The sequence below is a fragment of the uncultured Winogradskyella sp. genome (assembly GCF_947496485.1).
Classification (GTDB): Bacteria; Bacteroidota; Bacteroidia; order Flavobacteriales; family Flavobacteriaceae; genus Winogradskyella.
Genome location: NZ_CANMCZ010000003.1, coordinates 494,207 through 519,869 on the forward strand (window position 1 = coordinate 494,207; position 25,663 = coordinate 519,869).

Sequence of the window (25,663 nt, forward strand, 5' to 3'; positions counted from 1 at the left end):
TGAAAATTCTTAAAAGCATTATAAAATTTATCTTTTTAACGTAAAATGACCTGTAAAGGTTCTACCATCCAAAAGATGAGCTACAAACCAGTAATCATCCGTTGGTAATAATTTACCACTGTAGTGTCCATCCCAACTGGGATTATTTTCATTAAGGACAATGATTAACTTACCATAACGATCAAAAACAGTTATGGAGGCAGTTAAAGGAAATTCAGGATAAAAACCTGAAATTTGCCATGTATCATTTTCTCCATCTCCATTTGGTGTAAAAAAATTAGGAAAGCCTAAAACAGAAATGACTTCTGAGACTATACCACAATCATTTTTAATATCCTTTACAAAAATCGTATGGACACCAGCAATAACACTGGTAAATATGTTTGACTCTTGATAAAGTCCATTTTCATCATCTAAAGCAAAAACATAATCACCTTCACCAGAAACCAAAACTGCAACAGTGTTGCTTTCTGATACATCTGTTACTTGTATTGTTTCAAAAATCGCAGTACTAGAAGGTAAAACTGTAATTGTCCGTTCATTAGAGCATCCATAAGGTTTTGTAACACTTACAGAATATGTACCTGGCTCATTGACTTCAATCTCCATTGTAGTTTCTCCTGTTGACCAATTGTAATAATAGTTATTTGGTGTATCATCAACTATGCCACCAGACAATGTAATTCTTTCAGGGAATGAGTTTAGACAATAATATACTGTTTCATCATCAAGAAGATTAGGAAGCAACTCTACAATTAAGTCAATTTCTGCAATACTATAACAGTTTCCGTTCTTTTCTAACCTAGCAAATATTGTTTGACTATATGGCTCTACATTTGTATATGTATTACCTAATTGGTCTTCTTGAAGCAGTGCTTTGTTATAGGTTTCATAAAAGCCGAGTATAGAAATATCTGCTGACTCACCATTGAGAATTTGTGCAGTAGCAGATGCTAAGTCAAAATTAACAAGGCCTGTTTCTTCTAAATTATCACATACTGTTAAACTTGCGCTATTGGTGGTATTTATATTTACAGATAACAAAACTTCAGCAGTAATATTGCAGTTAGTCAATATATTTGTTACCAATGCAAAAATAGTTTGATTATTATATTGATTAGAATAGTTTTCTTCATTTAATGGAATAATTGAATCTGATGTCTCAAAAAACTGGACGCTTATATTTTCTAAATCGTCCACAACAATTACATCACTATATTCACTTAAGTTAAAATTAGAAATACCATCCATTACCTCATCTTCGCATTGATTAATAACAATATTGATGACATTTGGAATTGGATTTACAGTTACTGTAAGTGGAGATTTGATAGTGCTATTAATGCAACCATTTACAACAGGTTGCAACCAATATGTCGTTGTCTCATTAATGTTAATATTGTAAGTTAAACCTGAATGTATAGGTGCTAATGAAGCTGAAGATTCGTACCACAGCACATCATTAGTTGTTGCTTCTATAATAAGAGTTGTTTCTCCAGGTCCACAAAGTGCTATATTGTTACTTAAGAGTCTAGGCATCATAATTGTACTACTTGCAGACAAATTAATTTCTGGTTCATTTGGCATTCCGCCAAATTCTACGATATAACCTTGAGGATGGTAATCGCTATTTGGATTAGTACTTCCAGAATTTGATAAATCGTTCCAAGACCCTAAAATACCTACATTTGGTGCTGTAATATGCGCATAGTCTTCGTCTCCTAAATTATTAGGCTCATTAGTATTCCAAAATGAATATGTACCGTTTGGGGCATTTCCATTGACTGCACCTTGCCAAAAAACCTGTCCTGCCTCAGGTCCAGTAACCCATTTCCAAGTCCCTTCTGTTTCTGAATCAGAACCACCAATCCAGCCTGTACCAGCACTTTGTTCTCCCGCTAACTGAGATTCCTCTTCTGTAGTTATGGTTGCTAAATAACCTTGTAAGCCAAAATAAGTCTGTGAAGCAGCTAGATTTCTTGCTTCTGCCCAGGTAATTCCTGTGTTAGCTTCATAAATATAATAATGTCCTGTACTTGGTAAATAATTAGCATCACTCAAGTTGATAGCAAACTGCCTATCTTGGTTAAAAACCAGTTGCGTTGTTTGAAAAAACACATTTTCAACAGCATATTCAAACTCTGAAAATGTTGCTGGTCCTGTAAGTGTTAAAAGTGCTTCAGAAGCGTTCCAACTAGAAGTTATATTAGGATTAACACCTCCTAAGGTTAGCATATCCTGCCCAAATTCATAACCTTCAGCAATTTGAACGAAAATTTCAGATAATAAAACATCTTCAGGATTTGGATCTGAGATGCTAACAGATGTAACGATTGGCATTGGAACATCTGAACAATACGTTTGTTGACCCTCAACACTTATTTGTGGTGGTTGATTTTGTGAAAACGTTTCAAAATGACTCACCAATAAGAATAGTGCAATCAAAGTGTACTTGTTTTTTTTCATAGCAGATAAAAATACTATTTTTTCCGCATATACACACTTACAGGCACACCTGTAAAATCGAAATGATCTCTAAGTTGATTTTCTAAAAAACGCTTATAAGGTTCTTTTACATATTGTGGTAAATTACAGAAAAACGCAAATTGTGGTTGTGGTGTTGGCAACTGCATAATGTACTTTATTTTCACAAATTTACCTTTGTAAGCTGGCGGTGGTTGATGCTCTATAATAGGTAACAAAGTATCATTAAGCACACTAGTTTTAATGCGCTTGGTCCTGTTCTTATATACCTCAACAGCCGTTTCAATCGCTTTAAAGATTCTTTGTTTATTCAATACTGAAATAAATACTATGGGCACATCTGTGAACGGAGCGATTTGTTCTCTAATATGTTTTTCAAACGATTTTGCTGTTTTGGTATCTTTCTCAACCAAATCCCACTTATTTACAAGAATTACAATTCCTTTTCTATTACGTTCTGCTAACCAAAAAATATTCTGAACCTGACCGTCGAAGCCACGAGTAGCATCTAAAACAAGCATACAAACATCGCTATGCTCAATCGCTCTTACGCTTCTCATTACAGAGTAAAATTCTAAATCTTCTTTTACTTTAGATTTACGACGAATCCCAGCTGTATCAACCAAATTAAATTCAAATCCAAAACGATTGTATTTTGTATCAATAGAATCTCTTGTGGTACCTGCAATATCTGTAACTATGTAACGCTCTTCACCTATTAATGCATTTATGAAAGATGATTTTCCAGCATTTGGTCTTCCAACTACAGCAAAACGTGGCAACTCTTCTTCCTCAACGTCCTCCTTTTCTGGTAAGGCTTCAACTACAGCATCTAAAAGATCACCTGTTCCACTTCCATTGATGCTGGCAATTGTATAATAATCGCCAAGTCCTAAAGAATAAAACTCCACAGCATCTTCAGCTCGTTTATTGTTATCGACTTTGTTTACAACCAAAAAAACAGGCTTATCTACTTTTCTAAGCAATTTAGCTACATCTTCATCCATACCGGTAACTCCAGCCTCAACATCGACCATAAAAATAATAGCATCTGCCTCATCAATCGCAAGTTCTACTTGTTTATCAATTTCAGCTTCAAAAACATCATCACTACCAACCACATAGCCGCCTGTATCTATCAAAGAAAACTCTTTACCGTTCCAGTCCGTTTTTCCATAGTGTCGATCTCTTGTAACACCACTAACAGCATCAACAATTGCCTCTCGTCTTTTAATCAAACGGTTAAAAAACGTTGATTTTCCAACATTAGGTCGACCTACTACAGCTACTATACTACTCATTGTTTTTATTTAAGGCTACAAAGATAGTACTTACACGTTAGTTATAATGAACAATCTATTAATTTTCATTGAGGAGAAATAATAACGATCAACTAATATTAAAACCCAGATAAACACTACGCAATTATTGTTAATATCCTGTTGATAAGAAGTATAGATTTAGAAACTATAGCTTATATTTTTAGTAATTTTAGTCCTTAAATATACAATCACATTTTTAGTAGCTTTCTAATCGGTTAGATGTAGACTTCCTACAAGAATAAAGGCCCTTTCTAAAGAAGTTATAACCAATATTAAAAATCAATAAGCCGAATTAATAAAGCTTATTAGCATGATTGATGATTTAAAAAACATTAAAAGGGAATGGGGAAATTTTTTACGCTTTTTATAATTCTATTTTTAGGCTCAAATCTTACAATAGCTCAACAAAATATTATAGAGCACTCCATTCAAAAAGGTGAAAGTGTTTATTCAATCTCCAGAACATATGGTGTTAGCATGAATGCTATTTTTCAATTAAACCCAGGCTCTGAAGATATTATATATGCTGGTAGAACTTTAAGAATTCCTCAGTCTAACGCTTCAAATACATCAAATAATACCGTAATTAGTGAATCTCAAATCTCTAATTATGAAGTGAAACGTGGTGAAACCAAATCCGGACTCTCAAGACGATTTGGAGTAAGTATTGCTATGTTAGAACAGCAAAATCCTCATATAGTAAGAATGTTACAAGCTGGTCATATTATTAATGTAGACAAAACGATTAAAGAAGAAGCGCGCCAAGCAAAAGAGGGAGAGCATATAGTAGTAAAAGGTGAAACACTTTGGGGAATTGCAAGAAGAAATGGTATTAGTTTACAACTTTTGACTGCGGCAAATGCCAATAGACTATCTGAGTTTCTCCAGATAGGACAAACTTTAATTATACCAGATAAAAATTCAGAATTACCCATAGCTGGAGAATATTTAGTAGTGCGTGGCGATACCAAATTTGAGTTAGCACGAAGGTTTAATATGAGTATTGCTGAGCTTGAAGCTAAAAATCCACATATTGTTGATATGTTAATGGCTGGACATAAGCTTAACGTTGACAATACTATTGTAAGTGTAAATGCTAACGACAATAATGAGAATACTGATACTAACGAAGATACTACAGTTACACAAATAGATTCTACCAACACTGCAGAAGATACAACAGATGGACGTTACGTAGACTACGTAATTCAACCAAAGGAAACTCTATTTAGCTTATCTAGAAAAGCTGGTATGACCATAGACCAACTAACCACATTGAATCCAAAGCTCTTAACAGCTGTCAATGCTGGTGCCGTTATTAAAATGCCAATAGACCCAACACAAGCAAATATAGATTCTAATTCTGTTTCAACAAATTCTTCAAATCAAGTAGATGAAATTGAGACTAATAGAAATGCTGCTTTGTATTCTAATTTAGATACTTCTAATACAAATGGTTTATATTTTTATACTCCTTTCTCTGGTAATGAACTTAGCTCACCGGAATTAAGGCAAAAAATGCTGAATAATAATGATAATTATGAAAAGTATCTAGACTTTTTTCAAGGTTCTCAAATGGCCATAGATTCAGCTCTAACGTTAAATTTAAATTTCGATATTACCTTAATTAAAGAGAGTGATGTAGAATCGAAACTAAAGATTGAAAGTTCATATAAAAAGAACGCCATTCTTATTCCTTTTTTAGAAGATGGCGCGCGTTTTCCTGAATTAGAATCTAACGAAACCGTCTCAGTAATCGACATTGGATCTAATATCAGTCCTATTGAAAATAGTATCATTTACAAATCAATTCCATCAGAAAATTTCCAAAAAACAAAAACATTAAATTATATAGCTGGTCAAGGTTCTCAAGTTATCGTGGTTAGTGATCTAGACGAAGCAAGAAATAAAGAGCTAATCATAAACACTATTCCTGATGCTAAATTCTTAAAAGTTGATAATGCTGGATTTTTTAAAAACAATGTACTTCAATTAACTCTCAAAAAAGATAAACTCAACTATATAGTTTTAGATAGTGAAAAAACTATTGTTTTTTTAAACTCTACTACTGCCTTAATGAGTAAACTATCAGAATATAATATTCAATTGGTTTTAATTGACGATTCACTAATACCTGAGCAAAGTGAAGTTTCGGACCTCAGATATAAAGTTTTAAAACTAATATTTCCAACCAATATGGATCAGGAAAATAGTGACGTAAAGTCTGATTTTAAAAATAACTATGAAATTTTATTTAATAAGAAACCTTCAAAGCATGCTATATTAGGTTTTGATATCACTTTAGATGTTTTATTGAGACTCTCTCAAAATTCATCATTTGAAAATACAATAAGTACGATTACATCTAAGCACCCTCACTTAAAGTTTGAATATAAAAAGACAAATGACACAAATTATTCAAATACTGGCCTTTATTTATTACAATACGATTCTATCAAAGGCTTGATTGAACTTGATTAACAAATTTGAATGGTTAATTATGAAAACCTACAAAACTGTTAAATTTTTATTTTGCGAAGTCAATGCGATTTACATATATTTGTTTCCCCTCATCACGCGATTTAGCAAGAACAAAATCAAAAATTGAACTTGCTGTTCTAATCCATGGCATCGATTTCAACAAAAAGTAATTATTTTAAATTTTTTTAATGAGAGCCAAATCGCAAAGTTTTAAAACTTATTATAAATTATTAGTATTTCTACTTTTATTATTTACCTACGGATTATCTTCGGTTAATGCTCAATGCCCAACAGTTACAAATAATTTTCAGTCTTTATGTGATATTGAATCCGTTTTAGTTGGAGACTTAGAAGCTATAGACAATGGTGGCGGTATTGTTTGGTACGAAACCGCAACTTCTACTGTACCTCTATCAAATTTAGCAAGTCTTATAAGTGGTGAAGATTATTATGCAGATGACAATACAGGAATGTGTGGTGCTAGACAACGCGTTGACGTCATTATATATGGTCCACCAACAGGTCAAAACTTTCAAGGAGTTTGTTTAGATGACCCAACACTTGCAACTGTTGCTGATTTGCAAGCTACAGGAAACGACGTACAATGGTATTTATCTCCTTCTGGTGGTGTTCCACTAAGTGATAGCACCATATTAATAGACGACACTTTGTACTATGCGGATCAGGCAAATCCAGATACAGGTTGTAGAACATCGAGACTTACTGTTTTAGTAAAAGTCGGTTTCACTCCTGTTCCTACTGGAGATGCCGTTCAAGAATTTTGTGTTACATCAGAATTTACACCAACCGTAGGTGATTTAGTAGCTACTGGCACAAACAATTGGTATATTTCATTATTTTCTGCCTTCGCTTTACCAAGCAATACTCCATTAATAAATGGGCAAGTGTATTATGGTACTTCTTTAGATCCACCATGTGAAAGCTTCGGAAGATTAGGAGTCTTAGTTATTTTGAACAATGGATTAGATCCTGGTAATGATGCTATATTAGAATTATGTGATAGCGATGTCAACTCACCTGTTGATTTGTTTACTTTATTAGGCGGTTCGCCTCAATCTGGAGGAACTTGGTCTCCAATGCTTAACAGTGGAACAGGTGTTTACGATCCCAGTATAGATCCAGATGGAATTTACACCTACACATTAACCTCAACCAACAGTTGTCCTGATGAATCTTCTACCGTTACAGTAACTACGACTCTTGGGCCTGATGCTGGTACTAATGGTACTGCTGAATTATGCAGTATAGATGATTCCATAGATTTATTTAATAGTCTTGGAGGAACTCCAGATATAGGTGGAATATGGTCACCTGCTCTTGCTAGTGGTACAGGCGAATTTAATCCTTCTATTGACAATGCAGGTATTTATACATACACTGTTAGTGGAACCGCTCCTTGTAACGATGTATCCGCTACAGTTACAATTTCTGTTACACAATTCTTGGATGCTGGTGAAGACGGAACCATAGAAATTTGTGATAGTGATGGGACGATAGATTTGTTTAATAGTCTTGGAGGTAATCCAGATACTGGTGGAATCTGGACTCCGGCACTTAATAGCGGAACTGGTGTTTTTGACCCATTAGTAGATACCCAAAGCGTTTACACATATTCTTTTACAGGAAATACTCCTTGTCCTGATACTTCATCAACAGTTACTATCACTGTTAATCCATTACCAGATGCTGGTTCTAATGCCATACTAGATCTCTGCAGTAATGATACAGCTTCTGTTGATTTATTTGATAGTCTTGGAGGTACTCCAGAAACTGGAGGAACATGGTCACCAACACTGACTAGTGGTACAGGAATTTTTGATCCTACAGCAGATGCACCAGGAGTTTATACTTACACTTTAACAGGTATAGCACCATGCCCTAATGTTTCTGCAACTGTTAATGTTTCAATAATTCAAGAACCTAATGCAGGTATAGATGCAACTGTAGAAATTTGTGATAATACAGGAACAATAGATTTGTTTGATAGTTTAGAAGGTGCTCCAGACCTAGGTGGAACTTGGTTACCAGCACTTGCTAGTGGCACAGGTATTTTTGATCCTACAATTGATGCTGATGGTATTTACACATACACTGTGGTCGGAACAACCCCTTGTGCTGATGCTTCTGCAACTGTTACGATTTCTGTGACTCCTTTTTTAGTTGCTGGTCTAAACGGAGCCTTAACTATATGTACTGATGATACACCTGTGGACCTTATTAACAGTCTTGGTGGAACACCTGATGTTGGTGGTACTTGGTCACCTGCGCTTGCTAGTGGTACAGGAATTTTTGATCCTAGTTTAGATTCAGGTGGTATTTATACCTATACAACTTCTCCTGGTGGTCCTTGTGCGAATGATTCTGCGACTGTTATAGTTACTTTAGAAATAGCTCCAGATGCAGGAAACGATGGTACATTGACTATTTGTAATACAGCTAATTCAGTCGATTTATTTAATAGTCTTGGTGGAACTCCAGATATAGGCGGAGTATGGTCACCAATTCTTATCAGCGGAACTGGAATTTTTGATCCTAGTATAGATCCAGAAGGTATTTATACTTACACAATAAGTTCTATATGTGGAAATAGTTCTACGACAGTCACAGTTTCTGTTGATGAATCAAATAGTGCGGGAAGCAATGGTGCAATTGAACTATGTACCAATGATTCAATAGTAGATTTATTTAATAGTCTAGGTGGAACTCCAGATACTGGTGGAACATGGTCACCCATGCTTGCTAGTGGAACTGGTGTTTTTGATCCTAGCGTAGATTCTGGCGGCACATATACATATACAGTTTCAAATAGTACTACATTATGTCCTGATGCATCTGCAGTTGTTATAGTTACTGTTTTACAAGAACCAGATGCAGGAAGTAACGGAACACTTAATTTATGTAATGCTTCAAATTCAGTAGATTTATATGATAGTCTTGCAGGAACACCTCAAACTGGAGGAACTTGGTCTCCTACACTTACAAGTGGAACTGGTATTTTTGATCCTAATATAGATCCTGAAGGCGTTTATACATACACTGTAACTTCTGCTTGTGGAACAAGTTCTGCAACTGTAACAGTTTCTTTAACTAATTTAAACGATGCAGGTACTAATGGTAGTATTGATCTTTGTAACAATGATGCTGCTGTAGATTTGTTTAATAGTTTAGGTGGAACACCTCAATCAGGTGGAACTTGGTCACCTGCTCTTAATAGCGGAACAGGTATTTTTGATCCTAGTATTGATTCTGCTGGTACTTATACTTATACGATTTCGAATAGTTCGTCGCTGTGTCCTGCAGCCTCTGCTGCTGTCACAGTTACAGTTATACAAGAGCCTGATGCAGGAAGTAACGGAACATTAAATCTCTGTAATGCTTCAAATTCAGTAGATTTATTTGATAGCCTAGCAGGAACACCTCAAACTGGTGGAACTTGGTCTCCGACACTTGCTAGCGGAACTGGAATTTTTGATCCTAACATAGATGCTGAAGGCGTTTATACATACACTGTAACTTCTACTTGTGGAATAAGCTCTGCAACTGTAACAGTTTCTTTAACTAATTTAAACGACGCAGGCACTAATGGATCAATTGATCTTTGTGAAAATGATACTGCTGTAGATTTATTTAATAGTTTAGGCGGAACACCTCAGCCAGGTGGAACTTGGTCGCCTACTCTAGCTAGTGGAACTGGAATTTTTGATCCTAACATTGATTCTGCTAGTACTTATACTTATACCATTTCTAATAGTTCATCACTTTGTTCTGCGGCTTCAGCAACTGTTACAGTTACAGTTTTACAAGAACCAGATGCTGGAAACGACGGAACACTTAACTTATGTAACGCTACAAATTCAGTAGATTTATTTGATAGCCTTGCAGGAACACCTCAAACTGGTGGAACTTGGTCTCCGACACTAAACAGTGGAACAGGTATTTTTGATCCGAACATAGATCCTGAAGGTAATTATACTTATACTATAAATTCATCATGTGGAACAAGTTCAGCTACAGTAAATGTTACTTTTTCTGAATTAAATGATGCAGGTATTAATGGCTCTATTGATCTTTGTGACACTGATGTGGCTGTAGATTTATTTAATAGTTTAGGCGGAACACCTCAGCCAGGTGGAACTTGGTCACCAGCTCTTAATAGTGGAACTGGTATTTTTGATCCTAATATAGATGCCGCTGGAACTTATACTTACTCGATTTCTAATAGTTCATCACTTTGTCCTCCAGCTTCAGCAAGTGTTACAGTTTCACTTACACAAGCACTGAATGCTGGTGATGATGGGATACTAAATTTTTGTAATGGTACAATTGAATTAGTGGATTTATTTGATAGTTTAGGGGGTATGCCAGATACTGGTGGAACTTGGTCACCAATGCTCAATAGTGGAACTGGTGTTTTTAACCCATCAATTGATAATGCTGGTATTTATACCTATACAATAACTTCAATATGTGGAAATAGTTCTGCAACAGTCACCGTTATTATTGATCAGCCTAATGATGCTGGGAGTGACGGTTTAATTGAACTTTGTAGTAATGGTAGTGCTGTTGATTTATTTGATAGCTTAGGCGGTACACCACAATTAGGAGGTACATGGTCACCTGCGCTAACTAGTGGGACAGGTATTTTTGATCCGACATTAGACTCTAGTGGAACCTATGTTTATACAGTTTCAGGAGGTGTATCAACTTGTCCTGCAGCGATTGCAAATGTAACGGTTTCGATAGTTGTGCCACCAAACGCTGGTATTGACAGTACACTTAATCTCTGTATCGATGATTTAGAATCAGTAGACTTATTTGAAAGTCTTGGTGGAACACCTGAAGGTGGTGGAACTTGGTCACCAGCTCTTAATAGCGGAACAGGTATTTTCGATCCAAACATAGATGTTCAGGGGATATATACTTACACTGTAAACTCTGCAGAATGTGGATTAACAGCTTCAGCTAATGTGACCGTAATTATTAACGATTTACCAGACGCTTCAGGTCTAGAAATGTCTATTGAAGACAATGTTATCTGTTTAGGTTTTCCAGAAGATGTAGTGGTTGATATTACAGGAGCCAATCAGTTACCAGATGGAGATTACACTATTGTTTACCTGCTTACTGAAGCAAATGTATCTTTAAACACAACAGCTATAACGATTAGTGGCGGAAATTCATCGTTTATAGTTGCACAAAACTTATTACCAAATCCTGGCATTACGTTGGTGACATTATCTCAACTATTCTTTATAGGACAAACCTGTAGTGCAGTTACAGATTTTATAGAACCTGCTAAAATATTAGTTGAAGAGGTGGCAACACCTCAGATTATTGATAACGGAGGTGAGTTATGCGAAGAAGATATACCAACTATAGCTAATTTAACAGCAAACATTATTGATTCTGAAATTATTATTTGGTATGATGAACCGGTGGGAGGTAATAGCCATTCTGACTCAGAAGTTCTTGAAGATGGTCAAACTTATTATGCTTCAATTCAATCAGAGAATGGTTGCGAGAGTACAATAAGACTAGAAGTCACAGTCAGTTTGATTGAATGTATTGGTGATCTTTTGATACCTGATGGTTTTTCACCGAATGGAGATTCAATCAATGATGTATTTGACATTTTATTTTTAGATGATCTTTATCCAAAATTTAAGTTAAGTATATACAATAGGTATGGAAACATACTCTATGAAGGTGATATAAATTCCCCAAAATGGGATGGCACATGGAAAAATAATGACACTCTTTTACCAGTTGGTGTGTATTTTTATATATTAGAATTTAATGATGGAGAACGCGAACCTTTGCAAGGCAGAGTTTACCTTAGTAGATAATTAGGATATAGTTAGATGAGAAGTATAATAAAACATAGTTTAGTAGTTTTAATCCTGATTATAGGTTTATCAATTCATGCTCAACAAGATCCTCAATACACTCAATACATGTATAATATGAGTGTTATAAATCCTGCATATGCAACTGATGATAATACTACTCTAAATCTCGGTTTACTTCATCGTTCACAATGGGCACAATCTGTTGGCGGCCCAACTACAACAAATTTATTTGCACATTCTGTGATTACTGATAGATTAGAAGGTGGTATATCATTTGTTCATGATCAAATTGGAGATGATGTAGTAAGACAAACCAGTGCTTTTGTAGATATAGCTTATGTACTTCCTGTCAGTGAGACTACAAAATTATCTTTTGGTATAAAAGCAGGAGCTACTTTTTTTAATACAAATTTCGATGGTTTTGTGTATTCAGACCCATTGCCAGATCCTGCATTTGAAGAGAATATTAGTAGAACGTTCCCAAATATTGGAGCAGGTTTGTTCTTTTTTTCAGAAAATTATTATTTAGGACTCTCTGCACCAAATCTATTGGAAACCAAGCATCTTAGTGAAGATAGTGGTATTGTTACCCAAGGCTCAGAAAATATTCATTTCTTTTTTACCGGAGGTTATGTTCTTAATTTTGGGAATAATAATAAATTTAAATATGCTTTTATGGCTAAACATGTGAATGGAGCGCGTTTATCTGTAGATTTAACTGCTAATGTATTAGTAAATGATATGGTAGAATTTGGTGTTGGATATCGTTTAGATGATTCTGTAAGCGGTATTGTTAATTTTTCGATGTCTGATGCTATTCGAATTGGTTATGCATATGATCATACACTTTCTAATTTAGGAAGGTTTAATTCAGGTACACACGAAATATTTTTATTATTTAATATTGGTAAACAAGGACAAGGCTATGATAAATCTCCAAGGTTTTTCTAATTGAAATGAAATGAAGAATTTTAAACTATATATTTTACTAGCTGCTTTAACTACGGGAATGTTATGTTTTTCTCAATCAATGAGAAAAGCAGATTTACTTTATGAAAATAGAGCCTATGTGGAGGCAGCAGAAATCTATGCGCAACTTCCTAAAACTAATTTAGTTTTAGAAAAACTGGGAGATTGCTACTATTATAATTCTGAATATGAAAAGGCGTATGGAGCTTACAGTCAAATAAAAGATTTAAGCATTGAATCAGATTTAAACGAAAAATTCTACATCAAATTTGTTGATGTTTTAAAAGGTCTAAAAAAATATGAAGAAGCAGACAATGTATCAGCAATAAAACTAAACGACCCTTTTAATACTGCTAATTTTAAATCACTGCTAAAGAGAATCATACCATACGAATATGAACTAAAAAGTTTTACGGATAAAATTGGTGGTTCTAGCTTCGGAGTTGGACTTTATAAAAATAAAGTGGTTTTTGCTTCAACTTTGAACATCAAAAACCCATATTATAATTGGAATGCAGAGCCATATTTAGATTTATATGAGGCTAAAATTACATTAGGTGATTCTATTTCAATAGATAGTATTAAACCCTTTAATAAAAAAATAAATACCAAGAACCAACACGAAAGTAATGCCGTTTTTACTAAAGACGGTAAAACTATGTATTTTTCTAGAAACCTTAAAAAACGTATTGATTTAGATTCTACAAAAATTGCTGTTGTAAGTATTTTTAAAGCAGAATTAATTGATAATGAGTGGACAAACGTAGAGCCTGTTTCTTTTTCAAGTAATATATACTCTACGATGCATCCAGCTTTAAATCACGATGAAACCAAATTGTATTTTTCGAGCGATATGCCAAATAGTATAGGCTCTTTTGATATTTTTTATGTGGATATAATGGAAGATAATACATTTGGCGAACCTGTTAATTTAGGAAAATCCATTAATTCGGTACGTAGAGAACAATTTCCTTTTATGGCAAAAGACAGCACACTCTACTTTGCTTCAAACGGTAAGCGTGGATTTGGTGGTCTAGATTTATTTTCTAGTAGTATAAAAGATGGTAATTATTTAGATGCTCTCAACTTAGGAGAATCGATAAATAGTGAAAAAGACGATTTTGCCTTTATAGTTATAGATTCGTTAGAAACAGGATATATATCTTCAAACAGAAGCGGTACTGATCATATATATACATTTGAACGTATTCCAACTGATAGAGTCTATTATATTGAAGGTATAGTAACAGACAAAGTCACAGGCGATTTACTGCCAAATACAACTGTGACCTTGTTTGATGAAGAAGGAAATATAGTATCAGAGACGTTTACAGGAGAAGATGCTAGATATAAGTTAGAAACACGACCAAACAGAAGTTATTCTATAGAAGGATTTCAACCAAAATATATTCCAGAAATAGAATTTTTTGATACTAATGATAGTGGTAACATAGAATTTAATATTGAGCTTGAAATAGAATCTTATAAAGACGCGGAGGAAATAGTTACAGATGATGAATACGGTAATACCTACATTGAATTAGAAAATATTTATTTTGATTTTGCGAAATGGGATATAAAACCACAAGCTGCAAGAACTCTAGATGTATTAGTTGCATTACTTAAAAAATATCCTCGTATGGAAATTCAACTTGGAGCACATACCGATTCTAGGGCAGGATTTGAGTTTAATATGGATCTGTCTGAAAAAAGAGCGCGTTCCACTTTAGAATATCTTGTTGAAAATGGTATATCAAGAGCACGTTTAACATCAAAAGGTTATGGAGAAACCAAACCACTGGTTCCATGTGGCGATTACTGTACTGAAACAGAATTTTCAATAAATAGACGTTGTGAATTCCTTATTTTGAAATAAAAAGATTATTACCACGCATAACTATGGAACTTTCTAATGACATAGTATTAAGGCCACGTTTTAAATTTGACGTACAAACTAACAATGAGAAATTGCTAAAAGGATTTGAAACGGCTAAAGCTAGTCAATCTGAATTTGTATTAACTCGAATAGACGACCATGTTTTTATAAAATTCCCGAAACAAGAACAACATTTTTGGTCACCACAATTACATTTAGAGATTAACGAAATAGATGAGAATAATGCTACAGTTTATGGCCTTTTCGGACCTAACCCTACTGTATGGACTCTGTTTATGTTTTTGCATTTTATAGTTGCAGGTCTTTTTATTGGTTTCGGAATTTGGACTTATACAAATGCAACTTTAGGAAATTCTTATGCTATTCAACTATTCCTCACACTGTTTATGGTAATAATTTGGTTTGTTCTCTACTTTGCAGGACGAATGGGCAAAACCAAAGGGAAACCAGAAATGTATAAACTACATGCTTTTATGAAAGAAACTTTGAGAGATTATCGCTGATTATAACCGAAACGTCTCAACTGGTTTTGGTTGCTTCTCCAGTTTTTATTAACCTTTACATAAAGTTCTAAATGCACTTGTTTGCCGAAGAACTTTTCTAAATCCTTACGTGCCTCTACTCCAACGCGTTTTAAAGCAGAACCTTTATGACCTATAATTATTCCTTTTTGCGTTTCGCGTTCAACCATAATTACTGAACGCATTCTAATTATGTCTTCTTCTTCAAAAAACTCTTCAGTATCTACTTCTACAGCATATGGAATTTCTTTTTTGTAATGCATCAAGATTTTTTCTCTAATGGCTTCATTAACAAAAAAACGTTCTGGTTTATCCGTTAATTGATCCTTGGGATAAAAAGCAGGAGATTCAGGTAACAATTCTATTATTCTATTAAATACATTTTGAACATTAAAGCCTTCTGTAGCTGAAATTGGGAAAAATTCAGCATTTGGAACTTTGCTTTGCCATAATTCCGACTGCTCCTCTAACTGCTCTTGATTAGATTTGTCAATCTTATTCAGCAACAATAAAACAGGAATTTTGGAATTTGTAATCTTTTTGAAAAATGCTTCATCTTTTAGTTCTTTCTCACCAATTTCAACCATATAAACCAAAACATCTGCATCGTCAAACGCTGATTTTACAAAATCCATCATAGATTGTTGCAACTCATAAGCTGGCTTTATAATACCTGGTGTATCACTCAATATGACTTGAAAATCATCTCCATTAACAATTCCTAAGATTCTATGTCTTGTTGTCTGCGCTTTTGATGTAATTATAGATAGTTTTTCGCCTATAAAAGCATTCATCAATGTAGACTTACCAACGTTTGGATTCCCAATAATATTTACAAAACCCGCTTTATGCATAATTAAACTTTTTTGCAAAGTTACAACCTTTAAGGTCAATCTTTCAAAACATAACAAATTACTCAATGAACATGACAAAAATCACCCTTTTGCTGTATTTAATACTATAATTTTATAACATACTAATTTATGAATTCTTGTTATGAATGATCTTCAGATTGCAAAGCAAATAGAATTAAAACCCATTACTACAATAGCAAAGAAATTTGGAATCGATTCTAATGATATTGAAATGTATGGTAAGTATAAAGCTAAGTTACCACTTTCAAAAATTGATAGAGAAAAGGCAAAAAACAGTAATCTCATATTAGTTTCAGCAATTTCTCCAACACCAGCTGGTGAAGGTAAAACTACAATTTCTATTGGATTATCTGAAGCCTTAAATAAATTACAAAAAAAGACAACAGTAGTTCTTAGAGAACCTTCTTTAGGTCCTGTTTTCGGTATTAAAGGAGGAGCAACTGGTGGAGGGCATTCTCAAGTTTTACCATTAGAAGATATAAATTTGCATTTTACTGGTGATTTTTCGGCAATAGAAAAAGCACACAACTTACTCGCTGCTATTATTGATAATAACATTCAAAGTAAAACAAACTCTTTAGGTTTAGACGCAAGAACCATTACCTGGAAACGTGTTATAGACATGAATGACCGAGCATTAAGACGAATTATTGTAGGCTTGGGTGGTACTACTTCAGGCGTGCCACGTGAGACTGGTTTTGATATTACAGCAGCTTCTGAAATAATGGCAATTCTCTGTATTGCAACCAGTCTTGGTGATTTAAAAAAACGTTTAGGAAACATATTCATTGGCTACACCATGGATAAAAAACCTATCTATGCTAGAGATCTCAAGGTAGCCGGAGCCATGGCAACATTATTGAGACATGCGATTAAACCCAATTTAGTTCAGACTATTGAAGGTAATCCAGCGATTATTCATGGAGGTCCTTTTGCTAATATTGCACAAGGGACCAACTCAGTTATTGCCACCTTAATGGGAATGACCTATTCTGATTATACGGTTACAGAAGCTGGTTTTGGTTTTGATCTTGGTGCAGAAAAATTCTTCGATATTAAATGTCAAAGTGCTAATATTTCGCCAAAAGCTGTTGTATTAACCACAACTATTAGAGCATTAAAATATCATGGAGGTGCAGGTTTAAAGGCTTTAAATATTTCAAATATTGAAGCATTAAGACTAGGCTTACCAAATTTAGAAAAACATCTAGAAAACATTAAGCAATTTAATGTCACACCAATAATTGCTATCAATCGTTTTAAATCTGATAGCAAAGAAGAAATTCAACTCGTTAAAGATTTTGCAAAAGTTAAAAATATACGAGTTGCAGTAGCTAATGTTTGGGCTAAAGGAGGTGATGGTGCTATTGAACTGGCTAAACACGTTATTGAAGTAGCCGAAAAATGTAAGGAACCGTTTAAACCACTGTATAAGTGGGATATGGATGTTGAAGAAAAAATAGAAACTATAGCTCAAAAAATCTATGGTGCAGAGCATGTAGATTATAATTCAAGTGCAAAATCACAGCTTAAAAAAATTAAAGAATTGGGCTTAGATAAGTTGCCAATATGTGTTGCCAAAACTCAAAAATCTCTGTCTGATAATCCTAAACTATTAGGCCGTCCAAAAGATTTTATTATAACAGTAAGAGAAATTGAAATTGCAGCTGGTGCTGGCTTTTTAATCCCTATAACTGGTGATATAATGCGTATGCCAGGCTTACCTGCGCATCCAGCTTCAGAAGGTATTGACATAAGTGATAGCGGTGAAATTACAGGACTCTTTTGATCTAACTTTTATAATAATTGACTAAAACAAATATTTTTAGAATAAGCCAAAGAACACAAGATTATTAATATAGGCACACATGCCGAATCAAATAATGTATCACCAGAGTTATCGCACCTTATTTTCGCTAAAAATGTATCTGATGAGAATAATTCTCTATACACCTACGAAATAAACAATCAGAATTTATCATCTAATTTGGCAATACTGACTGCATGTGAAACTAGCAAACCAACACACCAATCTGGTGAAGGTATGATATTATTGGCCATGCTTTTAATTATGATGGCAGTGAAAGCATATGAACCAGTATATGGAAAATTGACGAACAATCTATTGCTCAAATTTTAAAGTATTTCTATGACAATTTATCCAATGGGCTAAACAAAGATGAAGCACTTAGGCAAGTAAAAATCAAGTATTTATCTAGAGTTAAAGGCAGAGCGCTAGCTCCGCAATATTGGGATAGTTTGGTTTTAATTGGTGATAATTCGCCAACAGATATAAAAGCGTCTTCTAACCTAGTATTTTGGATATTAGGAATTACCCTTATTTTAATTTTAGCTATTTTGATAAGAAATAAAGAGTGCTTTAAGCGTGTAATACCTTTAATAAGAATAGAAAACAAAAAAAGTCTTTCCTCACGGAAAGACTTTAATATCTTAGTAAGACATTACAATTATATTGCAGCTACATGCTTAGTTAACTGTGACTTTAAGTTACCTGCTTTATTTGCATGTATAACATTTTTCTTTGCTAACTTATCAATCATGCTTATAACAGAAGGTAACATTTTCTGTGCTTCTTTAGCATCAGTAATTTCACGTAGTTTCTTTATAGCATTACGAGTTGTTTTATGCTGATATCTGTTAAGTACACGTCTTTTTTCGTTACTTCTAATTCTTTTTAAAGCTGACTTATGATTTGCCATTATATTCTTTCTTATTAAAAATTGTAGCCCGTAGGGGAATCGAACCCCTCTTACCAGGATGAAAACCTGGCGTCCTAGCCGATAGACGAACGGGCCATTTGGTTATTATACTAATTAAATGAACCTTCAATGTTTCCATTGCGGATGCAAAAATACAACTATTTTTAAATGTTGCAACTACTAGCATATTTTTTTTGAAAAATATTTAATATGCTTTCGCAAAAAGAACACGTTGGGTTGACGGTTGTCCGCTATAAACACATTTACCATCATCTAGTTTATTGTTCATCGGAATACAGCGTATTGTTGCTTTTGTCAACTCTTTTATTTTTTGTTCGGTCTCATTTGTACCATCCCAATGAGCTGAAATAAAGCCAGTCTTAGTCTCTAAAACAGTTTTAAACTCATCAAAATTTTCAACTTCAGTAATATGAGTATTTCTATAATTTAAAGCTTTCGTAAATAACTCATGTTGTATTACTACTAAAAGATCTTTTATAGTTTGAGTTAGTTTATCAATCTGAATAATCTCTTTTGTTAGAGTATCGCGTCTAGCCAATTCAACAGTATTGTTTTCTAAATCCTTGGGTCCTATTGCTACTCTCAAAGGCACACCTTGTAACTCATGCTGAGCAAATTTTGCTCCAGGTCTATGAGTATCTCGCTTATCAAACTTGCAACTAACACCTAAGGTTTTTAGTTCGCTAATAATGGAATTAGCTTTTTCAGAAATAATTTCAAATTGTTCATCATTCTTATATATAGGGACTATGACGACTTGAAATGGGGCTAAGTTTGGAGGTAGCACTAATCCTTTATCATCGCTATGGGTCATAATCAAAGCTCCCATTAAACGCGTAGAAACTCCCCATGATGTCGCCCACACATAGTCTAATTTACCTTCATTATTAGTAAACTTAACATCAAAAGCTTTTGCAAAATTCTGACCTAAAAAGTGAGATGTACCAGCTTGTAGCGCTTTTCCATCTTGCATTAATGCTTCAATACAATAAGTTTCTAGTGCACCAGCAAAACGCTCACTTTCTGTTTTTATACCCTTTATCACAGGAATCGCCATAAAGCTTTCAGCAAATTCTGCATATACATCATTCATTTGCTCAGCTTCAACTAATGCTTCTGCTTTAGTTGCATGTGCTGTATGTCCTTCTTGCCATAAAAACTCAGCAGTTCTTAAAAATAATCGTGTACGCATTTCCCAACGTACAACATTAGCCCATTGATTTATTAAAATTGGTAAATCTCTATAACTTTGTATCCAACCCTTATATGTATTCCAAATAATAGCTTCACTTGTTGGTCTTACAACCAATTCTTCTTCTAATTTAGCATTTGGATCAACACGTAGTTTCCCTTCATTATCTGGATCGTTTTCTAGTCTATAGTGAGTAACAACTGCACACTCTTTGGCAAAACCTTCTGCATTCTTTTCTTCAGCTTCAAACAAACTTTTAGGTACAAATAATGGAAAATAAGCGTTCACATGCCCAGTTTCCTTAAACATTCTATCTAGTTCTGCTTGCATTTTCTCCCAAATAGCATAGCCATACGGTTTTATGACCATACAGCCTCTGACTGCAGAATTTTCTGCTAAATCAGCCTTTACAACCAATTCGTTGTACCATTTTGAATAATCTTCTGCTCTACTTGTAAGATTTTTGCTCATTTTCAGTATTTTGGCACAGATATTGTGCTTATGTTAAATGTATAAAATAGTTCAGCAAAACTAACTATTTTTGCTATGTTCAACAATAAAATAAAAGAGATATGCAATTTAAAACTATTACAAAACAAAAATTGCCATTTTTTGTTGCAATCGGTCTAATGGCTGTATTAACATCATGTGGCTCATTTCAATATGCAGGATATGATAATGATGGCATATACTCTGACGGTTATGGTACCGAAGTCGAAGTTGAACAACCTGTAGTTACTACTTCTACTAATGACTCAAATTATTATAAAAATTATTTTGCTGAAAATTCTGCTGAAGTTGATGCAATAAACGAAGAAAGTCAAATATTTACTGATATAGATTCTTATGAAGGAAACTATATTGAAACTGCTCAAGACACTTTAGAGCAGCGACCTGCCTATGGTGGTTGGGGACAAAATAATAGCAATGTTACTATCAATGTCATTGATAATGGATGGTATGGATGGAATGATCCATGGTTATGGAATGGTGGCTTTGGATGGAATAACTGGGGTTGGGGACGACCTTGGGGTTGGAATCGTTGGGGATGGAATGCAGGATGGGGCTACGGCTGGAATAACTGGGGTTGGAATGCAGGATGGGGTTACGGCTGGAATAATTGGGGATGGAACGCTTGGTGTCCACCAGGATATAATAATTGGGGTTGGAATAATGGCTTTTATAGAAATAATAATAGATATGCTTACAACAGTGGTCGTAGAGGAGTTTTATACAATAATAACTTAAGTCGCACAACTAGAAGTAATTCGGCAATATCTCGCCGTGATTATTCAACACGTAGATTAAGTAATGTGACAAGAAATACAAGAAGTACTTCAAGGATAAGATCTAATTCTTCAACTAGAAGCATTGGAAATACTACTCGTACGACTAGATCGTCAAGAGCAATTAGAAGTTCAAACCCTACCAGAACAACAAGATCTAATAATAGAGTAACGCGTCCTACTAGAAGTACAAGATCTTCAGGTAGTGTAAGATCTACAAGAAGCACAAGATCTTCTGGAAGTGTTAGATCATCTGGCTCTCGTAGCTCTAGATCTTCAGGTAGCGTAAGATCTTCAGGATCACGTAGCTCTAGATCATCTGGTAGCGTAAGGTCTTCATCTAGAAGTTCTTCTAGATCATCTGGAAGTAGAAGTAGTTCTTCCGGTAGACGTGGTCGTGGATAAACTTTAATTTAATTCCAAATTTAAAAAAATTACTTATGAAAAAATTACTTATGCTAGGCATAGGCTTAATAAGCACGTCTTATATCTTAGCACAGGACATTACAGATGCTGTAAGGTATTCTATGGATGAAATTCAGGGTACAGCTCGCTTCAGAGCAATGGGTGGTGCATTTGGAGCTCTAGGTGGTGATATGTCTGCCGTGAATATAAATCCTGCTGGTTCAGCAATATTTAACGAAAGTCACGCTTCTATATCGCTGGGATTATTTAATACAGATAATGAAATCAGCTATTTTAATGATGTAAATATATCTACTAATTCAGATATAGACTTAAATCAATTAGGCGCTGCGTTTGTTTTTAGAAACGCAGATATTAATTCACCTTGGCGAAAAGTTACATTAGGTATTGTATACGACCGTGCTGCTGATTTTAATGACGATTGGGTAGCGAACGGAATAAACCCAAATAACACAATTGGTAATTACTTCTTACAAAATGCTCAAGGTTTAAGATTAGATGAAATTTCCGCACTTCCAGGAGAAACATTGTCTGAAGCTTATAACGAAATAGGTACATTCTATGGGTATGGAAATCAACAAGCATTTTTAGGATTTGAAGGTTTTATAATAGATCCTGTTGACGATACTGACGATAATACAGCGTATACATCAAATATAGATGTTAATGGTACAAATTTTAATCAACGTTATACTTATGCAAGTCGAGGTTATAATGGAAAATTAGCATTTAATTTAGCAACAAGTTATGATGATAAAGTTTATTTTGGATTGAACCTTAATTCACATTTTATTAATTACGAACGTTCAACTTTTTTAAGTGAGTCAAACTCAAATGCCAATTCAACAATTACTGACGTTGATTTTGAAAACTATTTATTGACTACTGGTAGTGGCTTTTCATTTCAACTAGGAGGTATTGCTAAGGTTACAGAAGAATTAAGAGTTGGCGTATCTTATAACTCACCAACTTGGTACAGAATTTCTGATGAAACAGCTCAATATTTAGCTACTACTAGAACAGAAGGAGGCTCAGACATTAATCAAGTTGTAAACCCAAATGTAATTAATGTATATGAAGAATATAGATTACAGACACCTGGAAAAGTTACAGGAAGTTTGGCATATGTTTTCGGTAAGAAAGGTTTAATTAGTTTTGATTATGCTGTTAAAGATTATAGCAGCGCAAAATTTAGACCTACTTCAGATTTACTTTTCTCTGGATTAAATAATGAGATTAATAATACATTAGATTCTTCGACTTCATATAGATTAGGTGGAGAATATCGCTATAAACAATTGAGTTTTAGAGGAGGTTATCGTTTTGAAGGAAGTCCATATAAAGATGACACATTTTATGGTGATCTATCTGGTTACTCTTTAGGATTAGGATATAGTTTTGGTGATTTTAATTTAGATTTTGCTTACAGCTATGCTGAACGCGATATTAACTATCAATTATATAATATCGGATTAACTGATACTGCACAAATACAATCCAGATTTACTGATTTTATTTTAAGCTTAGCATTTAATATTTAAAAAAAAAATAAAAAGCCTGAGCAATTGTGCTCAGGCTTTTTATTTATATTAATCTACTACTATCGTTTCAAGGTAAAATGGGCTTTAAATTCTTTTCGGTTACCGGTCATTGGTTCGTCATACTCTACCATAAACCAATAATCACTTGTTGGCATTATATTGCCATTGAACGTTCCGTTCCAACCTTGCCCTGTCGGACTAAGCTGTTTCAATAACTTTCCGTAGCGGTCAAATATATAAATTTTTGCGTTACTTCCAATACCTGGTATGTTCCACGTGTCATGGTTGCCATCCCCATTGGGTGTAAAGTACAACGGATAATCAAGCACAAAGACAGATTCTGTAACCAGTCCACAGCCGTTCTTATCTCTTGCTGTGACCTCATGGTCACCTGCTGATACGTTACTGAACGTACCTTCATCTTGCCATGGACCATCATCTAAACTATATTCGTAAACGCCAATACCTGTTGCCAATGCTTCTATAACGTGATTATCTGCAAAAGCTTGTGTCACCAGATTAACTTCTAGCATTGGTGGCTCACTTTCTATAACTTCAGTACTGTCTGTATGGGTACAACTCGTTACCGTTGACGTACTCAGATCGGTTACCGTTACACTATAGGTTCCCCCTTGGTTTGGCATCAGACTTGAACCGGTCTCTGCTGTAAGTATCTCACCATTATAACTCCATTCAAAACTATAATTGACTGTTGATAAGCCGGTCTCTAAAATGAGTGGGTCTAGTACTTCTGTGCCATTGGTGTTCACACATAGAATGTAACTGTCCTCTAAATCGAACTCTGGTAATGGGTTGACCTGTAGGGTTAATGCTGCTACAGCATAACATATAGAGGTATCGGTACCTAATATGGCATCTGGTGTATCATTGTCTACTCTTGCATAAATCACTTGTGGGTTGACGATGTTCTCATACAGGGTTGGTAAGGGATTTACGTTTAAGTCCGCATCCTCTGCTGTCTCATAGTAAGTGACGCTATAATTTAATGGATCTTGACCGTCTAATATTTCAATGTCTTGTGTCGTTAAATCAAACTGTGTACTATCATTAACTGGATTGCCATCGGTTTCCATATTATCATCACAGGTTTGGTAAAGGATTGGATTCATATCCGAGTTGGCTTCTGCAGCTTCATCAACTTCGATATTGAAGCTCTGTGTACTTATCGAACAGCCTGTAACATTGTTTGTTATGGTTACAAAAATCTGCTGTGGGTTGCTAAGGTTGTTGTAGGGACTTACCAAGGCGTTCATACCTGCTTCTGCATCGCTCACGTTTTGGTGGTAGCTTACTATAAATTGTGATGGGTCTTGACCATTGAGTACTTCGGCATCCTTGGTCGTTAAATCAAAACTATCAAAGCCATCCGTGTTCAGCTCACATTGTATAAAGTCCGTTACTGCAATGACCTCTGGTAAAGGGTGTACGATAATCGCAAAATTAACCACAACATAACAGCCTGTAACATCATTGGTCACTCTGACATAAATCTCCTGATCTGGTGTCTCTATATTAGTGTACTGCGCTGGGTCTGCTATTGGGTTATCCCCTGAGTCTGCATCTTCCATACTCTCATAATAAGTTGGTGTTACCCCTAATTCCCCGTTGAGTATTAATACTTCATTTTCTCTCAGATTAAATACCTCGACTCCATCGCCTGTGTTGGTATCATCACACAACTCTATATCTGGTAATTGGTCACTTGGTGTTGGCGTTGGTATCGGATTGACTCTTATAGTAAAGGTTACTGTATTGTAACATCCTGTAGCAATATTCTCTGCTCTTACGAAAATAGTCTGTACAGTACTTGTGTTGGTATAAGGACTGACTATTGGACTTATTGCATTCTCTGCATCTGCTAGTGTTTCGTAATACGTGATAGCAATCCCTGGCTGACCACCCAAAATCTCTGCATTGGCTTCTTCTAAGGTAAAGGCTTCTTGCTCATCACCTGGATTATTATAATCACATTCTTCTAATGGTGCTGGTGTTACCAAAACTGGTAAAGCGTTGACAATTAACTCTAAACGCGTTAGC

At 34.7% G+C, this 25,663-nt stretch carries 15 protein-coding genes, 1 tRNA gene and 1 pseudogene; 10 read left to right on the top strand and 7 right to left on the bottom strand.

Annotation, left to right across the window (positions count from 1 at the left end; genetic code table 11):
- Positions 1-27: 27 nt before the first annotated feature.
- On the bottom strand, positions 28-2,466 hold the full coding sequence (locus Q0822_RS12545) for a T9SS type B sorting domain-containing protein (protein ID WP_299124141.1): 2,439 nt from the start codon (positions 2,464-2,466) through the stop codon (positions 28-30).
- 14 nt (positions 2,467-2,480) lie between these two features.
- Positions 2,481-3,785 (bottom strand): ribosome biogenesis GTPase Der, encoded by a 1,305-nt coding sequence (gene der, locus Q0822_RS12550; protein ID WP_299124143.1) that lies wholly within the window; start codon positions 3,783-3,785, stop codon positions 2,481-2,483.
- A gap of 363 nt (positions 3,786-4,148) precedes the next feature.
- Between der and Q0822_RS12555 the strand changes: the two genes are divergently transcribed.
- From Q0822_RS12555 to Q0822_RS12575, 5 genes are all read left to right on the top strand, one after another.
- On the top strand, positions 4,149-6,287 hold the full coding sequence (locus Q0822_RS12555) for a LysM peptidoglycan-binding domain-containing protein (protein WP_299124145.1): 2,139 nt from the start codon (positions 4,149-4,151) through the stop codon (positions 6,285-6,287).
- Positions 6,288-6,475: 188 nt separating this feature from the next.
- On the top strand, positions 6,476-12,154 hold the full coding sequence (locus Q0822_RS12560; protein ID WP_299124147.1) for a gliding motility-associated C-terminal domain-containing protein: 5,679 nt from the start codon (positions 6,476-6,478) through the stop codon (positions 12,152-12,154).
- A gap of 15 nt (positions 12,155-12,169) precedes the next feature.
- Entirely contained in the window at positions 12,170-13,108 is a 939-nt protein-coding gene (locus Q0822_RS12565; protein WP_299124148.1) for a type IX secretion system membrane protein PorP/SprF, read from the top strand.
- Between the two features lie 10 nt (positions 13,109-13,118).
- Positions 13,119-15,002: an OmpA family protein gene (locus Q0822_RS12570; protein ID WP_299124149.1), complete on the top strand. Its 1,884-nt coding sequence runs from the start codon at positions 13,119-13,121 to the stop codon at positions 15,000-15,002.
- 23 nt (positions 15,003-15,025) lie between these two features.
- The gene (locus tag Q0822_RS12575; protein ID WP_299124151.1) at positions 15,026-15,526 is read left to right on the top strand and encodes a GTP-binding protein; all 501 of its coding nucleotides are present in this window, start codon (positions 15,026-15,028) and stop codon (positions 15,524-15,526) included.
- Here the strand turns inward: Q0822_RS12575 and era are convergent.
- Positions 15,517-16,401 carry a GTPase Era gene (gene era / locus Q0822_RS12580; RefSeq protein ID WP_299124185.1) on the bottom strand — a complete coding sequence of 295 codons (885 nt, stop codon included), beginning with the start codon at positions 16,399-16,401 and terminating at the stop codon, positions 15,517-15,519. The genes Q0822_RS12575 and era overlap by 10 nt on opposite strands.
- Positions 16,402-16,540: 139 nt before the next feature.
- On the opposite strand from era, the gene Q0822_RS12585 reads away from it, so the two are divergent.
- The 3 genes and pseudogenes from Q0822_RS12585 to Q0822_RS12595 all read left to right on the top strand — a co-directional run.
- Positions 16,541-18,208, top strand: coding sequence for a formate--tetrahydrofolate ligase (locus Q0822_RS12585; protein ID WP_299124153.1), 1,668 nt, complete (start codon positions 16,541-16,543; stop codon positions 18,206-18,208).
- Between the two features lie 69 nt (positions 18,209-18,277).
- A complete protein-coding gene (locus tag Q0822_RS12590; protein ID WP_366125109.1) occupies positions 18,278-18,559 on the top strand; it encodes a CHAT domain-containing protein in 282 nt (93 codons plus the stop codon).
- Positions 18,553-18,636 (top strand): annotated as a pseudogene (locus Q0822_RS12595) (hypothetical protein); the annotation flags it as partial. The gene Q0822_RS12590 and the pseudogene Q0822_RS12595, both read left to right, overlap by 7 nt.
- A 251-nt stretch (positions 18,637-18,887) precedes the next feature.
- Here Q0822_RS12595 and rpsT read toward each other — a convergent pair.
- From rpsT to proS, 3 genes are all read right to left on the bottom strand, one after another.
- On the bottom strand, positions 18,888-19,139 hold the full coding sequence (rpsT, locus tag Q0822_RS12600) for a 30S ribosomal protein S20 (protein WP_299124155.1): 252 nt from the start codon (positions 19,137-19,139) through the stop codon (positions 18,888-18,890).
- A gap of 24 nt (positions 19,140-19,163) precedes the next feature.
- Positions 19,164-19,235: transfer RNA gene (locus Q0822_RS12605), tRNA-Glu, on the bottom strand.
- 109 nt (positions 19,236-19,344) lie between these two features.
- Positions 19,345-20,823 (bottom strand): proline--tRNA ligase, encoded by a 1,479-nt coding sequence (gene proS, locus Q0822_RS12610; protein WP_299124156.1) that lies wholly within the window; start codon positions 20,821-20,823, stop codon positions 19,345-19,347.
- A gap of 101 nt (positions 20,824-20,924) precedes the next feature.
- Between proS and Q0822_RS12615 the strand changes: the two genes are divergently transcribed.
- Together Q0822_RS12615 and Q0822_RS12620 are read left to right on the top strand one after the other, a co-directional pair.
- A complete protein-coding gene (locus tag Q0822_RS12615; RefSeq protein WP_299124158.1) occupies positions 20,925-22,043 on the top strand; it encodes a hypothetical protein in 1,119 nt (372 codons plus the stop codon).
- A gap of 35 nt (positions 22,044-22,078) precedes the next feature.
- Positions 22,079-23,605, top strand: coding sequence for an outer membrane protein transport protein (locus Q0822_RS12620; protein WP_299124160.1), 1,527 nt, complete (start codon positions 22,079-22,081; stop codon positions 23,603-23,605).
- A 59-nt stretch (positions 23,606-23,664) separates the two neighbouring features.
- On the opposite strand, the gene Q0822_RS12625 is transcribed toward Q0822_RS12620, so the two are convergent.
- Positions 23,665-25,663: T9SS type B sorting domain-containing protein (locus Q0822_RS12625; RefSeq protein WP_299124162.1), on the bottom strand; the 1,999-nt coding region annotated here is incomplete at its 5' end.